The organism is Aeromonas tecta, from assembly GCF_000820185.1.
Classification (GTDB): Bacteria; Pseudomonadota; Gammaproteobacteria; order Enterobacterales; family Aeromonadaceae; genus Aeromonas; species Aeromonas tecta.
In genome coordinates this window covers 1-14,290 of the sequence record NZ_CDCA01000024.1, presented here as the reverse complement: position 1 = coordinate 14,290, position 14,290 = coordinate 1, and the positions used below count along the sequence as shown (strand labels likewise).

Below are 14,290 nucleotides of genomic sequence, written 5' to 3'. Positions count from 1 at the left end.
GACAAACACCCGCCAATAAGAGGGATATAAGGCTCTTTATAATGGGCCGGGCTGGCAACCTCTTTCTGAATAGACGAGCGATAAAGTGGCTTGACCTTGGACTAAGCACCAAGGTTTACACTCGGCTCAGGTATTCAGGATCTCGCACCGGCGGGATCAGTTCAAGAGGGACGACATATGAGCAAATCCTGCTGCAATCATCAGCACGCCGCAGCCCCCATCAAGGCCGTTGGCAAACCTGCCAATCAGACCGAACACCAGCATGACAGCCATTGCTGTGACAGCGTGGCGCCCGTCAGTGGCTGTGCCAGCCAGCCCTCCCATGACCATCAGGCGCACGACGAAAGCGACCCGCCGGGTGATGAAGAGCCCCCCAGAGGGAGCTGTAGCGACCAGGCCTGCTGCAGCGCTCAGCCCCAGGCCCCCGACCACGCCCATGATCATGAGCATCAACATGCACACGACCATCATGACCACAACGAGGCCGCCGACGAGCGCGCCACCTTGCTCGAGCCAGAGCAGAACGCCAGTCGCCATAGCTGGCAGGTATTGGGGATGGATTGCCCCAGCTGCGCCCGCAAGATAGAGACCGCCGTCAGCCGGGTTGCTGGCGTGCAGCAGGCCCGCGTGCTGTTTGCCACCGAGAAACTGGTGGTGGATCTGGCCCCCGGCCTCTCCCCCGACCCCATCACCGCCGCCGTGCTGGCCGCGGGCTTCCAGCTCAAGGGAAACACCCAGACAACAGCAGCCGATACCAAGCCGCGCAGCCCTCTGATGACGCTGCTTGGCAAGTATTGGCAACCCCTCTCTCTGGCAAGCTTGATGCTGGTGGCGGCACTGTTGCCCGATACCCTCGGGAAACCCTTGTTTATCCTGGCGACCCTCTGGGGACTCTGGCCCGTCGCCCGCAAGGCCTGGGCCCTGACCAAGAGCGGCTCCCCCTTCGCCATCGAGACCCTGATGACGGTCGCGGCGCTCGGCGCCCTCTTCCTCGGTGAGACCGCCGAAGCGGCCATGGTATTGCTGCTGTTTATGCTGGGGGAACACCTGGAGGCATATGCCGCCAGCCGCGCCCGCGCCGGGGTCACCGCCCTGATGGCGCTGGTGCCGGACAAGGCATTGCGCATCCGCTCCACGCTAGCAGGTGGTGTTCGCGAAGAGGTAGCTGCTGACCAGCTGCGCCCAGGGGATATCATCGAGATCGCCCCTGGCGCCCGCCTACCCGCCGATGCCCGCCTGCTCGACGCCCTCGGGGCATTTGATGAGAGCGCCCTGACCGGTGAATCCATCCCGGTGGAGCGTCGGCAGGGGGACAAGGTCGCCGCCGGCAGCCTGGCGGCAGACAGGGTATTGCGCCTGGAAGTGGTCTCAGAGCCCGGCAACAACGCCATCGACCGCATCCTGCACCTCATCGAAGAGGCCGAGACCCAACGCGCCCCTATCGAGCGTTTCATCGACCGCTTCAGCCGCTGGTACACCCCGGCCATGATGCTGGTCGCCCTGCTGGTGGTGCTGGTACCGCCGCTCTTCTTCGGCCAGAGCTGGGATGAGTGGATCTATCGTGGGCTGGCGCTCTTGCTCATCGGCTGCCCCTGCGCCCTGGTGATCTCCACTCCCGCGGCAGTCACCTCCGCCCTGGCGGCGGCGACCAGGCAAGGAGCCCTCATCAAGGGAGGCGCCGCGCTGGAACGTCTCGCCCATGTCGATACCGTCGCCTTCGACAAGACCGGCACCCTGACCCTGGGCAAGCCACAACTGACCGAACTAGTCAGCCTAGATGGCAGACCCGAGTCCGAGTGGCTGGCGCTGGCCGCGGCCATCGAGCAGGGCTCCCATCATCCCCTGGCCCGCGCCGTGGTGACCGCGGCCAACGAACAGGGGTTAAGTCTGGCCGCAGCCACTGAGCTTCGTGCCCTGCCAGGCATGGGGGTAGAGGGACGCATCGATGGCGTGCTCTGGCAACTGCTGGCGCCGAGCCGAGTCACCCAGCTCAGTGATGTACACAACGCCCGGATCGCGACCCTTGAGCAACAGGGCAAGACGGTGGTGCTGCTTTGCCAGGCGGGGGCCGCACCGGTCGCCCTGCTGGCGCTGCGCGATCAGATCCGGCCCGAGGCCGCCGCCGCGCTGCAGGAGCTGAGCGCCCTTGGGCTGCAGAGCATCATGCTGACCGGGGACAACCCCAGAGCAGCCGAAGCCATCGCCGGCGAACTCGGTATGGGCTGGCGCGCCGGCCTGCTGCCGGAAGGCAAGGTGGAAGAGATAGCCAGGCTGGCCCGGACGCAGAAGGTGGCCATGATAGGGGACGGCATCAACGACGCTCCCGCCATGAAGCGGGCCAGTATCGGTATCGCCATGGGCGGTGGCACAGACGTGGCGCTGGAAACCGCCGATGCCGCCCTGACCCACAACCAGCTCGGTGGCATCGCCGCCATGATCCGGCTGTCGCGCGCCGCGCTCGCCAATATCCACCAGAACATAGCGCTGGCACTGGGCTTAAAGGCCATCTTCCTGGTCACCAGCCTGCTTGGCATCACCGGCCTGTGGATAGCGGTGCTGGCCGATACCGGCGCCACCGCCCTGGTCACCGCCAACGCCCTGCGATTGCTGCGCAAGCGCTGACCCCGGCGGTTTACCCCAACCAGCTGACCCCTCGCCGGGCCAGTGGAAGCAAAAAGCCGCAACCTAGGGTTGCGGCTTTTCTTTATGACCAGGTGGCTGCCTAATCCCAAAAAATCAAGGCGCGGCTGATGATGGCAGTCCGCGCCTCGTTCTTACGCTCTCGGCTTATCCCACCCTTGGCAAGGTGGAATTCAACCCATGGCTGCCGAGTCAGCCATGGGCTCGATGGGGTTGCTTACTTGGCGCTGCACTCCTGAATCACGGCAGTACCTGGCTTGACCGCTGCCGGATCCACCTTCACCAGCACGCTCCACAGACCCTGCGGCAGGGTGATCTTGTTGTTGGCGCTCGCAGGCTGGGAGAAGGCGATGGGGTAGCCCGTCTCAGCCTGGACAGCACCGCCATTATTGAGCAGGTATTCCTTGCTCCAGTCCTCGTTGGCCACCTTGAATTCTGTGGTGCCGGCATAGTTGAATGCGGCTTGATAGATGGCGAGATCGCCTTCCATCCCCTTGTAGCTCAGTTGATACTGGGGCTGGGCATTCCAACCGGACAGCTCACCCTTGACGAACAAGTTGTAACCGAGCGGATTGCCTGCCACCGTATCCAGCACCTTGCAGGCTTTCACCGGCTCGGTGTAACTGACGCTTAAGGTAGGTTTGTCCTTGTTCATGGCGGTAAACACGAACTTATAGGTACCTTCCTTAGCTAGGTCGAGCCCTACATTGTCATTAGAACCGGAGCAAAGTGTCAGCGGTGCCCCCACAACTAGCTTGTCACTAGAGGTACAGCTGCCGTAGTTGATGTTCCAACCGGCATCCGCCACTTTCACTTTCGTTTCTCCCAACTGGTCGGTTGTAACCTCGGTGGTGAACTCGTACATAAAGTTGGTGGTGAACACCAGGGGGTTCTTGTCACCAAAACTCGAGTCCAGGAAACCCTTCAGGAAGAGCGCCGTGTTGCCGAACGGGGGTATGGTGCTCATATCCGTTTTCTTGCCGATCGGTAGACCGGTGCCCTGAGCGCCGGCTTGCGGTTTGACGAAGACGGCGGCAGACCAAGCTCCCAGTGACAGGGATCCATCACCACCAACCGAAGCACCGCTGGCGATGCTGTCACTGCTGCGGTGAGCACCGCTCAGCACCATGCCGGAGAGATCGATGGGCTGATCGTTACCGTCACGGAAGTCGCCGATACTCTGGGACGCATTGGTGGCATTGATCATCACTACCAGGCCATCGATGGCGGGATCCAGATCCGCACCGGCGCTGGTGCCATCATCCACGCTCATCACGATAAGGCCCGGCACCTGATCCGGCCCGGTGTTACGGAAGTCGACCCGCTTGATCACCTCGGCACCGCTGCCAAGGCGCAGCAGACGGGAGGACTGACGCAGCTGTGCCAGCTCCTGATAGAAGCCCTGCATCTCTTGCATCTGGCCCGGCGTCGGCTTGTTGTGCAGGTTGATCACCTGCTCGATCAAGCCATAGTTGGCTTCATCTTTGTCCTTGCGCGGCAAGCCCTTGTCGAAGTTATTGTCGCCGAGGGTGTAATCGACCCGGTTGTACCAGTCGCCCGAATCATAGCTGTCTCGCTCCATGGATTTGGAGCGCAGCAACTCGACACCGGCGTGGGTGAAGGGGATCCCCTGCCCCAGCATGGCGGTCGCGAGCGACACCCCTTGCATCCGCACCAGATCGGCACCTGCCGGCGCCTTGTAGACCAGGTTGTCGAACAAGGTCTGGTTGTCGTGCTTGTCGACATAGTTCTGTACTTCGGTCGGATCCTGGGCATAACCCGCGGGTTGACCGTTGTAGTCGATGTCAGAGCCCTTCTTCGGAATGCCATCCTTGTCGGTCAGCACGAACTCCTTGAGGTTGCCTGCCATGCCGAGGCGCACCAGATCGGACTGATGCAGGGCGGTGGCGAGCTCCACGCCGTTCACCTCGTTGGGATCGACGAAGGCGCCATTGCCGAAGCCCTGGGTCTTGCGAATGCCCTCGCCGCCATCAAATGGACTGCCGCCACGGACTGCATCCCGCAAGCGGTCGGAGAAGGAGCCGATGCCGGTACCACCAAGGTGTTTCTGGATAGCCTGTACGAAACGCTTGTCATCCTGCACCTCGCCGAAGTTCCAGCCTTCCCCGTAGAAGTACATCTCGGGGTTGACCTTCTTCACCTCGGCCAGGGCCTGCACCATCTGATCTTTCGGATGGTGGCCCATCAGATCGAAGCGGAAGGCATCGATCTTGTAGTCCCGCGCCCAAGTCACCAGAGAATCATCCATCAGCTTGGCGAACATGGCGTGTTCTGGCGCAGTGTTGGAGCAGCAGGTGGAGTTCTCGACCGAGCCGGTCTCCGGGTTCAGGCGCTGGTAATACCAGGGCACTATCTTGTCGAGCACGGATTTCGGACCGAGGCCAGCTTCGTTGGTGTGGTTGTAGACCACGTCCATCACCACGTTCATGCCGATGTTCTGCTTGATGGCCTGCACCATCTCGCGGAACTCCTTGATCCGCACAGACCCTTCCGCATTGGTAGCGTAAGAGCCTTCTGGGGCGGTGTAGTGGTAGGGGTCATAGCCCCAGTTGAAGGAGTCCACCCCGCGCAGATAGCCATACAGCTCCTGCACCACCGGGTTCTCCTTGCTGTCGGTCGTTTGCAGGTCCGTCAGCACGGCCTCGATGGTCTCACCGCCACCGCAATGGCTGGCGAACTTGGAGTTCTTGACCTCGGGATTGACCTCGCACAGCTTGCTAAAGTCATCGCCGATATTGGCGACCTTGGCCGGATCTTCGTTGACGGTGGCGATGTCGAACACCGGCAGCAGATGCAGGTGGCTGACGCCGCTCTTGGCCAGGGCTTGCAGGTGCTTGACCGGTACGCTGTCGCTGTCGGTCAGGCCGAGGAATTTGCCGCGATGCTCGACCGGGGTGGATTCATCGTTGCCGGTCAGATCCCGGACATGGGCCTCGTAGATGACGATGTCGGCCGGATTGGCCTGACTGTGGGGGGCCTTCAGGCTGTCCCATCCCTCGGGTTTGAGGGCAGGATCGTCCAAGTCCACCACCTGGCTGAACTCGGAGTTCATGGCCAGGCTCAGGGAGTAGGGATCGGTGACCTGATAGGATTCCAGCTTGCGACTCAGCGGGTGATAGACCTGAATGTCGTAGCGATAATATTTGCCAACCAGATCATTGCCGGCCTGCAGGCTCCAGCTGCCGCTGGTCTCGTCCAGGGTCATGGCACGCTCGCCCAGGGATTTGTGCTGCTCATCGAACAGCGCCAGCTTGACCGACTTGGCGGTCGGCGCCCACAGTCGGAAGGTGACGTTGCCCCCCTCGACCACGGCACCATAGCTGAGCTTGGCGGCGGCCTCTGCGTAGACAGCGTCGAGGGCACCGGCGCTCTGCACCAGGGTCGCCCCCTGCAAAATACCACTCGCGTCTGTGCCGATGGCCACCAGCTCACCTTTGAGCAGGGGCTTGAGATCCTTGCCCGACGGCAGGGCGAAGGCGGCGGCATCCTTGAGATGCGGATACTTGGCCTGCTGTTCGGCAGTCAGGCTGGTGGCGGTCAGCTTGAGGTAGGGGAAGTCGAATACCCCCTCGCTGTTGGCGGTGATGGTGCCGGATTCGGTGTAGTAGAGGCGCACATGGGGCTTGTCCTTGCCTCCCTGCCAGATCAGGGTGCTGCCATCGATCAGGTGGGCGCTGGCCCCTGCCACGCCGAAGGCGGCGGTGAAGGCCTCGGCACGGCTGCCGAAGATCTCGTTCTTGCCCGCGACGATTGCCACGGTGCGATCCGGGTGCTCGCTGAACACCACCTTCATGTCGGCGCCGGTCAGGTTCGCCATATCGCCGTTACGGGCGATAAAGTTGATGCAGCCTTCCATCTTGGCAAGCGGCACTACCCAGCTCGGGCCGAAGCTGTCCACCGCGGCCGGTGTCTTGCTGGCATCATCCCAGCTCGCGTTCAGGCCACTCTCGGCGGTGGCATTACAGGCATCGTTGTTCCACAGGTGCATGCTGTGGCTCGCGAAGGGTCCGGCGATACTGCGTGCGGCGCTGGTCTGGGTATCCACCAGGGCGATCACCGCCTCATTGGGACCGGCTACCAACTGTTCGGCCGGGGGTTGCATATTGGGAAGGCGAGCGACAGGCTCATCCTGTGGGGTTGGGGTAGTAGCAGAGGAGCTGTTGTCATTACAGCCAGACAAAAGCGCGAGCAGTGAGGCTGTTACCAGCGCCACTTTGGTCTTTTTCATATCCATTTTTTTATAATTCCCGCTGTAGTTAGTCTCGATAGACGAGTACCCGGCCGTAGCCGAGCGATGCCATATTAATCAGCGAGGATTGTTGTAAATGTGAGCAACGCGACAAAAAAAACCAATCTCTTTCAACAAGATAACGTTTTCATAACGAAAATTGGAGCAAGCTCACAGACCAGAGCCAAAATATGCAGCATCACCAGAGCAACGAGATCGCAGCAGAAAAAAACCAATTCCGATCAAATGGATAGAGAGGGTTAACCGATGACGCGCATCAATGAACAGGCGAAACGACTGGATGGGGAGTACCTGGCCATCAGCCAGCTGTTTGACCAGTTTTGCCAACAGGCCGGCGGGCTCGCCGAGCAGTACAGCTTCTTCAACTGGCCCGATTACGAAGAGACCCCTCCCCAATCCCGTGCCTTTACCCTGCTGGGAGAATCCCGTGAGCTGCGTCTGCGCTGCCAGCCCGGCGAGCGGGGAACCCTGAACGGACTAATCCAGATAGTCGATGAGGAGGGAAAGGTGCACGCCAGCCTGGGCTTTCGCTCGGACGGCCATCTGCAGCTCGAATCCGGCCGCCTGTTGGACAACCCGCCCGGTCTGCTGCTCAAGCTGCTGATAGGCTCCATCTGGCATGACAAGTCCCACGAGGGGGACGAGCGTCAGCCCCACTGAGGCGCTCGCAGTCTCAACTCCTGGCAATCTCGATGGTCAGGTGCACCAGCTCCTCGTGGATGGCGAGCCGCTCGCGGATCTCGCTGGCCGGCACTGGCTCAGCCATCTTCAGCGACAACACACCGGCGTATTGCCCCTGCCCGACCCGCCAGACGTGCAGGTCACGGATCTCGGCACCCTGCAGCTCGGCAATCACCTCCCGGATCTCCTCCACCACGGGGGCGTCCATCTCGGCATCCAGCAGCACCAGCCCAGTGTCTCGCAACAGACCCTTGGCCCATACCGCGACCAGCACGGCGCCCGCTATGCCCATCAGGGGATCCAGCCAGTCGGCCCCCCACAACATGCCCCCCACCAGCGCGAAGATGGCCAGTACCGAAGTCGCCGCATCCGCCAGTACGTGGATATAGGCGGCCCGCAGGTTCAAGTCCTGATGGCCATGCTGATCGGCGTGCTCATGGTGAGCATGCCCATGGTCATGCCCATGATGACTGTGGTCGTGACCGTGATGATGGTCATGATCGTCCTTGAGCAGCCAGGCACAGGTCAGGTTGACCAGGAGGCCAAGTAGGGCGATGCCGATGGCCTGCTGATAATGGATCGGGCTGGGATCCAGCAGCCGGGCCACCGATTCGAACAGCATCAACCCGGCCACCCCCACCAGCAGCAGGGCGCTGGTGAAGCCGCCAAGCACCTCTATCTTCCAGGTGCCGAAGCTGAACCTGTAGTCCCGCGCATAGTGGCGGGCGGCGCGGTAGGCCAGCACCGAGAGGCCGAGCGCCAGGGCGTGGGAGCTCATGTGCCAACCGTCGGCCAGCAGCGCCATGGAGTTGAAGATCCAGCCGCCGCCGATCTCCGCCACCATCATGACGAGGGTCAGCAGCACGGCCCAGCGGGTCTTCTGTTCGGCCAGAGGGTTGCCTTGATGTACGACGGGTTGATGGCAGTGAGAGGCGACGGATGACATGAATTTCTCCTGAGAGCTGGGATGCAATATACTATACCCCAGTATAGTTTTATCGATCGAGAGGATCCTGCATGTCACACACTGTGCACAACAAGAAAAAGCTGCTGGCCAGGGTCAGGCGTATCAAAGGGCAGACGGGGGCGCTGGAGAGCGCGCTGGAGCAGGAGAGTGACTGCGCCGCCATCTTGCAGCAGATCGCGGCCATTCGCGGCGCCGTCAACGGCCTGATGCTGGAGGTGCTGGAGGGCCATATGCGCGAACATCTTGGCGCCGCCGAGGCGACCCCGACCGAGCGGCTGGAGGATCTGGACCAGGTGGTGCGGGTGCTGCGCTCCTACCTAAAATAAGGGGCTAACTGATTGGCGAACGTCACCTCAACGCTCGCCAGCGCCATATTCGACATCATGTGGCTCAGTTCGGGGGAAAGGGGGAAATACAGTGGGTTCAGACTTGAGCCCTAACAGGCTTTACGCCATCATGGCTGCCGATCACCGATCGCCATACTCTGGATTCCAATTCGCAAGGACCCCCCATGTTTGAACACGTCGATGCCTACGCTGGCGACCCCATACTGACGCTAGTCGAGACCTTCCACAAAGACACCCGCGAACAGAAGGTGAACCTGGGGATCGGCCTCTATTACGATGAGCAGGGTCGCATTCCGCTGCTGGCCTCAGTACAGCAGGCCGAAGCCGCCCGTGCCGCCGCCCCGGCGCCCCGCCCCTATCAGCCGATGGAAGGGGCTGCCAACTACCGCACCGCCGTGCAGCATCTGCTGTTTGGGGCCGAGCATGCCGCAGTCAAGGCCGGTCGCATCGCCACCATCCAGACCATTGGCGGCTCGGGCGCATTGAAGATAGGTGCCGATCTGCTCAAGCGCTACTTCCCGACCTCCGAGGTTTGGGTCAGCAATCCGACCTGGGACAACCACAAGGCCATGTTCGAGGGCGCCGGCATCAAGGTGCACGACTACCCCTACTACGACGCGGCCACCGGCGGCGTCCAGTTCGATGCCATGATCGCCTGCATCGGTGCCCTGCCGGCCAAGAGCATCGTGCTGCTGCACCCCTGCTGCCACAACCCGACCGGGGTGGATCTCTCCCGCGCCCAGTGGGATCAGGTCATCACCCTCGTGGTCGAAAAGAACCTCATCCCCTTCATGGACATCGCCTATCAGGGCTTCGGTGATGGCCTGGAAGAGGATGCCTACGCCATCCGCGCCATGGTCGATGCGGGGGTCAGCTTCTTCGTCAGCAACTCCTTCTCCAAGAACCTCTCCTTCTACGGCGAGCGCTGCGGCGGCCTGTCGGTCATCTGCCAGGATGCAGAAGAGGCGGGCCGGGTGCTGGGTCAGATGAAGGCGACCGTGCGTCGCAACTACTCCAGCCCCCCCACTCACGGCGGTCAGATCACCGCAGCGGTGATGAACGACGCCAGCCTGCACGCCCTCTGGGTGAGCGAAGTGAACGAGATGCGCGTGCGCATCAAGGCCATGCGCCAGAAGCTGTTCGAGGTGCTGAGCGCCAAGGTGCCTGGCCGTGATTTTGGCTACTTCATCAGCCAGCGCGGCATGTTCAGCTACACCGGCTTCACCCCGGAGCAGGTCGATCGCCTGCGGGAAGAGTTTGCCGTCTACCTGGTGCGCTCCGGTCGCATGTGCGTGGCGGGCCTCAACAGCCGCAACGTCGACTACGTGGCCGACGCCATGGCTGCCGTACTCAAGGGCTAAGCCCCAAGCCCCGCCTCGGCGGGGCTTTTTGTTTCCCCTTCTCCGTCTTATCTGGAGCTTCTATGGAACTGACCTCCCTCTCTCGCCAGAGAGCACACCATCTGGTCATGCTCATGCCATCCCGGGAGCCGCTATGGATCTGATTGCCCTCTCTCGCCTGGGCGGACGCCATCTGGTCACCCTGCACCTGCTGCTGGATAGCCGCAGCGTCACCCGCAGCGCCGAGCGTCTCTGCACCACACCCTCTTCCGTCAGCAAGACCCTCAATCAGCTGCGGGAGCTGCTCGGGGATCAGCTGCTCTATCGCCAGGGCAACCAGTTGCTGCTCACGCCATTTGCCGAGCGACTCGGGCCCAGCCTGCACCGGCTACTGAGCGAGCTGAACGGCCTCACCAGTCAAAGTGGCTTCGACCCCGCCCACTGGCAGGGACAGCTGAACATAGCAGTGCGAGAGAGCGGCATGAGTTGGCCGATGGGCCCCATATTGGGTCAGTTGATGCGGGAGGTACCTGGGCTCTCCCCCACCATCTGGAACAAGGATGAGCGGGGGCTGGCGGCGCTGGCGGCGGGCAAACTCGACTTCGTGATCCTACCCCACGATCAGAGTCAGCCCCTGCCCCGCCACTCAGGTCTGGTGTGGGAAACCCTGTGCGAAGACAGGCTGGTCTGTTTGCTGCGGGCGGATCATCCGGCGCTCAGCCGAGCCTGGGATCTGGATGCTTACCTGAGCTGGCGCCACATCGCCATTCGCGATCAAGAACTGGCGAACCCCTTCTTCGAGCAGAGCCTTGCCCAGTTGCAGGTGCGCCGCCAGATAGGTGCCACCCTGCCGGACTTTGGCAGCGCGGCAGCCTTGCTGCGCCAAAGCGATCTCATCCTCACCGCCATCGAGGGCTGGGCGACGCAGTCCGACCTACCGGGGCTAGTGCGCCTCGAGGTCCCCTTCGACTATGGCGCCGTGACCCACAGCCTGGTGTGGTATGGCCCAACGGGGGAAGAGCCCGCACTGCGCTGGTTCCGCCAGCGGATCCTGCAGCTGGGACGAGCTATAAAGCAGGGCTGAGCCTTGGGCGGGCTCAGGGCTTCTTGGTATAGATGGGGCCGGGGAAGGTGGCGACGTTGTTGCCGAGTTCGGTGATGCGGGCCGCCCCCTGCTTGCGCACCTGATCGATGCGCAGCACCTGATGCATGGGGATCAGGGTGCGGTTGACGTCGGCAAACTCGCTCTTGAGCTTCTCGTGACCGGGATCGACGATAAGCGCGGTGTGGTTGTCCCAGACGAAGTTGGCTATCTCGATGAAGCCGAACAGCTGGCCTTGATTCACCTCTCTGACGTAGACCTCGTAACGCTCGCTGTGACAAATGAACTGCACTCGATATAAGGCGTTGGCTTCACTCATGGGCATCTGTTGATGGTGGACGGTTTTCCCATTCTAGCCGCCCCCTCCCATGGCTCAAATAGACGGCCATCACAGCTACGTCATATCGAGTCTCAGGGCGAAAAAAATCGGGACGGCGTCACAATTCAATAGATAGCTGGCAGTGACACAGCGTCAAAGCCCTGCATCTGCAGGGCATTGGCGAGCTGCTCCAGCTCGGCGCGGGTCGCCTCCTGCCAGTCCAGCGCCGCGCCGCGTACCCCGTGCTGGCGAAAGCCGTTGAGGCGAATGGGCACGGGGCCCAGACTTCGCAAGAAGGCGCAGAGGCCGGCGTCCAGCCTCCCCTGCGCATCAATGAAGTCCGTCCTGCCCGGCACCTGCAGCAGGCGCAACTCGGTCAGCTTGCCGCACCTCGCCAGCAGCTGCAGGGAGGCCAGCACCCGCTCGCGATCATAACCGGTCAGCGCGCGGTGTACCTCATCCCGCCACCCCTTGAGATCGAGCATGGCGCCGTCCAGCACCGGCAGCAGCCGTTGCCAGCCCGTTGGCGCCAGGGAGCCGTTGCTGTCCAGCAGGCAGCTCAAGCGGGTCAATGCGGGATCGCTCTTGATGGTGGTGAACAGCGCGACCACGAAGGGCAACTGGGTGCTGGCCTCGCCGCCGGAGACGGTGACGCCGCTCAGCAACGGGCCATAGCGGCGCAGCTCTGCCAACACCTCGGCCACCGACATTACTTGAGTCTTGGGGCTGGCTTGGCGTGGGCAACCGTCGGTGCAGCGATCGCAATGGGTACAGAGCGCCGCCTGCCAGCTCACCCGCCCCTCCGCCATCGTCAGGGCGCCGCTTGGACAATCGGCCACGCAGTCGCCGCAGTGATCGCACAAGCCTATGGTGTGTGGGTTGTGGCAACCCGGGCAGCGAAAGTTGCAGCCCTGCAGGAAAATAACCAGACGATTGCCCGGCCCATCCACGCAGGAGAAGGGCAATATTCTGCTGACGATGGCGGTCCTCGCCAGCAGTCGGCTCAGGTCACCGCTCACCCAGGCAGGCCTCAAGCCCCACCACCCGTGGCGCCCGCTGGCGAATACCGGTCAGCTCGCTCGCCTCGGCGCCGAGGCAGGTGGTCTGCAGGCGCGAGCCTTCGGCCGCGAAGCGAGCCACGTCGCTCTTGCGGATCATGTAGCCGGTCACCCGCACCAGATCGCTGTCCGCCACATTGGCGCTGAATTCGCGCATGCCGATGGCGAAGGCCCCCTTGCACAGCTGCAGCAGGGCCTGGGGGTTTTGGCGTATGGTGGGATCCAGGGTCAGGATCTCGCTGATGCCGGAGCCATAGAAGCCGTGGTGCGGCGCCAGCGCCAGCACATGGCTGGCGGGATCCGGCTCCTCGCCATAGGGTATCCTCACCCCGGGTGTCACCCCCCGATCCACACTGAGCCCGCCTTGGGCATGGAGCAGGGCTCGCCCGCCCCAGGCATGGGGTTGAGGTCTGTTGGTCACATAGTCAGAAAGCTCTGCCGAGATGCGATAGCCGAGCCTATTTGCCTCCTCGTCACGACCGTAACGCTCAGGCAGATTTTCCTTGTCCATCAAGATATTGACCGCCTCCGCCATGCCATAGATGCCGAACATGGGCACGAAGCGCTCCTCTTCGATCAGCCCTTCCTGCACCAGGAAGCTGTCGAAGAAGCCGGACGCCTGATGCAGGAAGCGGGCACGAGCCTCGATGAGCAGGGAGGCCTGCTCGCAATAGTGGGGCAGACAGGTATTCATGAAGTCATCGATACCGGCACTCCGGGCGGCCACTTCCTTGAGGGAGATACGCACCAGGGTGTTGGCTCCGCCCCCGAGCGGCAGGGCGTTATAGCAGCTGACGATGCCAAAACCACGGGTATCGAAGGTGTCTCTGTGCAGTGGATAGTTGACGATATGGGGTTTTCCACACTCTGCGATATTTTGTACCGCCTGCATCAGCAGAGAGTCCGGAGTCTGGGAAGGGTCGTGGAACAGGCTGAGGTTTGGCGCCACCTGCTTGAGTTCACCGTCGATGCGCAGGATCAGGCGGCAGACCCGGTTGTCGTCCGGCCCTATGTTGACGTGCATGAAGGCGTCCGGCAGCACCCTGTCCAGGTAGATCCAGAAGCGCCGCAACTTGCCATAGAGGGTCTCATCGTCCAGCGCCCCGACAAAGGGCAGCAGCAACTGATCCAGCCGCCCCAGCCAGACCGGCATGCCGGTCACCGAGGGCACATGGTGATAGAAGATGCGCAGGGCATCGAGGGCCTCATCGAAATCCGTGGGCGGCGCCAGCTCCAGCCAGGCCGAGCCCTGGCTCAGGAATCGTTGGTAATCCGGCAACACATAGCGCGGCTTGTAGGGGGCGTGCCCCTCAAACATGTCGCACAACACTCCCTCTGCCATGGCATCGGCGACGCTGGCGGGCAGCTCGGGGTAAGGCAGGGCATTCTCGGCGGCCAGCGCCAGGGCGTGACTCTTTTGGGATGGTGAGAGCAGAGGGTCGCGCACTATGCGCTGACAGGTGGCGGTGAGGGACATAGCAGGCTCCTAAACGGATGATGGCTAAATCCTCACACTTGCAGGGCCTTATTTGAAGTGACATTCACAACACAGCGGATGTCGATAAT

At 62.2% G+C, this 14,290-nt stretch carries 10 protein-coding genes; 5 read left to right on the top strand and 5 right to left on the bottom strand.

What is annotated here, in order from left to right:
• Nucleotides 1-177: 177 nt before the first annotated feature.
• Nucleotides 178-2,622, top strand: a complete 2,445-nt coding sequence (locus tag BN1137_RS08970) for a zinc/cadmium/mercury/lead-transporting ATPase (protein WP_050718273.1) — start codon at nt 178-180, stop codon at nt 2,620-2,622.
• A gap of 235 nt (nt 2,623-2,857) precedes the next feature.
• Here BN1137_RS08970 and pulA read toward each other — a convergent pair whose 3' ends face one another.
• Entirely contained in the window at nt 2,858-6,895 is a 4,038-nt protein-coding gene (gene pulA, locus BN1137_RS08965) for a pullulanase-type alpha-1,6-glucosidase (protein ID WP_050718272.1), read from the bottom strand.
• 261 nt (nt 6,896-7,156) lie between these two features.
• On the opposite strand from pulA, the gene BN1137_RS08960 reads away from it, so the two are divergent.
• Complete coding sequence (locus tag BN1137_RS08960; RefSeq protein ID WP_050718271.1) at nt 7,157-7,570, top strand: hypothetical protein; 414 nt, start codon at nt 7,157-7,159, stop codon at nt 7,568-7,570.
• Between the two features lie 13 nt (nt 7,571-7,583).
• Here BN1137_RS08960 and dmeF read toward each other — a convergent pair whose 3' ends face one another.
• Nucleotides 7,584-8,537 (bottom strand): CDF family Co(II)/Ni(II) efflux transporter DmeF, encoded by a 954-nt coding sequence (dmeF, locus tag BN1137_RS08955; RefSeq protein WP_050718270.1) that lies wholly within the window; start codon nt 8,535-8,537, stop codon nt 7,584-7,586.
• A gap of 71 nt (nt 8,538-8,608) precedes the next feature.
• Here dmeF and BN1137_RS08950 point away from each other — a divergent pair, with 71 nt between their 5' ends.
• The 3 genes from BN1137_RS08950 to BN1137_RS08940 all read left to right on the top strand — a co-directional run bounded on the left by BN1137_RS08950 (nt 8,609) and on the right by BN1137_RS08940 (nt 11,329).
• Nucleotides 8,609-8,884 (top strand): metal/formaldehyde-sensitive transcriptional repressor, encoded by a 276-nt coding sequence (locus BN1137_RS08950; RefSeq protein WP_050718269.1) that lies wholly within the window; start codon nt 8,609-8,611, stop codon nt 8,882-8,884.
• A gap of 185 nt (nt 8,885-9,069) precedes the next feature.
• On the top strand, nt 9,070-10,266 hold the full coding sequence (locus BN1137_RS08945; RefSeq protein ID WP_050718268.1) for an amino acid aminotransferase: 1,197 nt from the start codon (nt 9,070-9,072) through the stop codon (nt 10,264-10,266).
• 133 nt (nt 10,267-10,399) lie between these two features.
• Entirely contained in the window at nt 10,400-11,329 is a 930-nt protein-coding gene (locus BN1137_RS08940) for a LysR family transcriptional regulator (protein WP_050718267.1), read from the top strand.
• A gap of 13 nt (nt 11,330-11,342) precedes the next feature.
• Here the strand turns inward: BN1137_RS08940 and BN1137_RS08935 are convergent, their stop codons facing one another.
• The 3 genes from BN1137_RS08935 to BN1137_RS08925 all read right to left on the bottom strand — a co-directional run bounded on the left by BN1137_RS08935 (nt 11,343) and on the right by BN1137_RS08925 (nt 14,201).
• Complete coding sequence (locus tag BN1137_RS08935) at nt 11,343-11,666, bottom strand: DUF1820 family protein (protein ID WP_050718300.1); 324 nt, start codon at nt 11,664-11,666, stop codon at nt 11,343-11,345.
• A 125-nt stretch (nt 11,667-11,791) separates the two neighbouring features.
• The gene (locus BN1137_RS08930; protein ID WP_050718299.1) at nt 11,792-12,664 is read right to left on the bottom strand and encodes a YjjW family glycine radical enzyme activase; all 873 of its coding nucleotides are present in this window, start codon (nt 12,662-12,664) and stop codon (nt 11,792-11,794) included.
• Between the two features lie 10 nt (nt 12,665-12,674).
• Nucleotides 12,675-14,201, bottom strand: a complete 1,527-nt coding sequence (locus tag BN1137_RS08925) for a YjjI family glycine radical enzyme (RefSeq protein ID WP_050718266.1) — start codon at nt 14,199-14,201, stop codon at nt 12,675-12,677.
• Nucleotides 14,202-14,290: the final 89 nt, after the last annotated feature.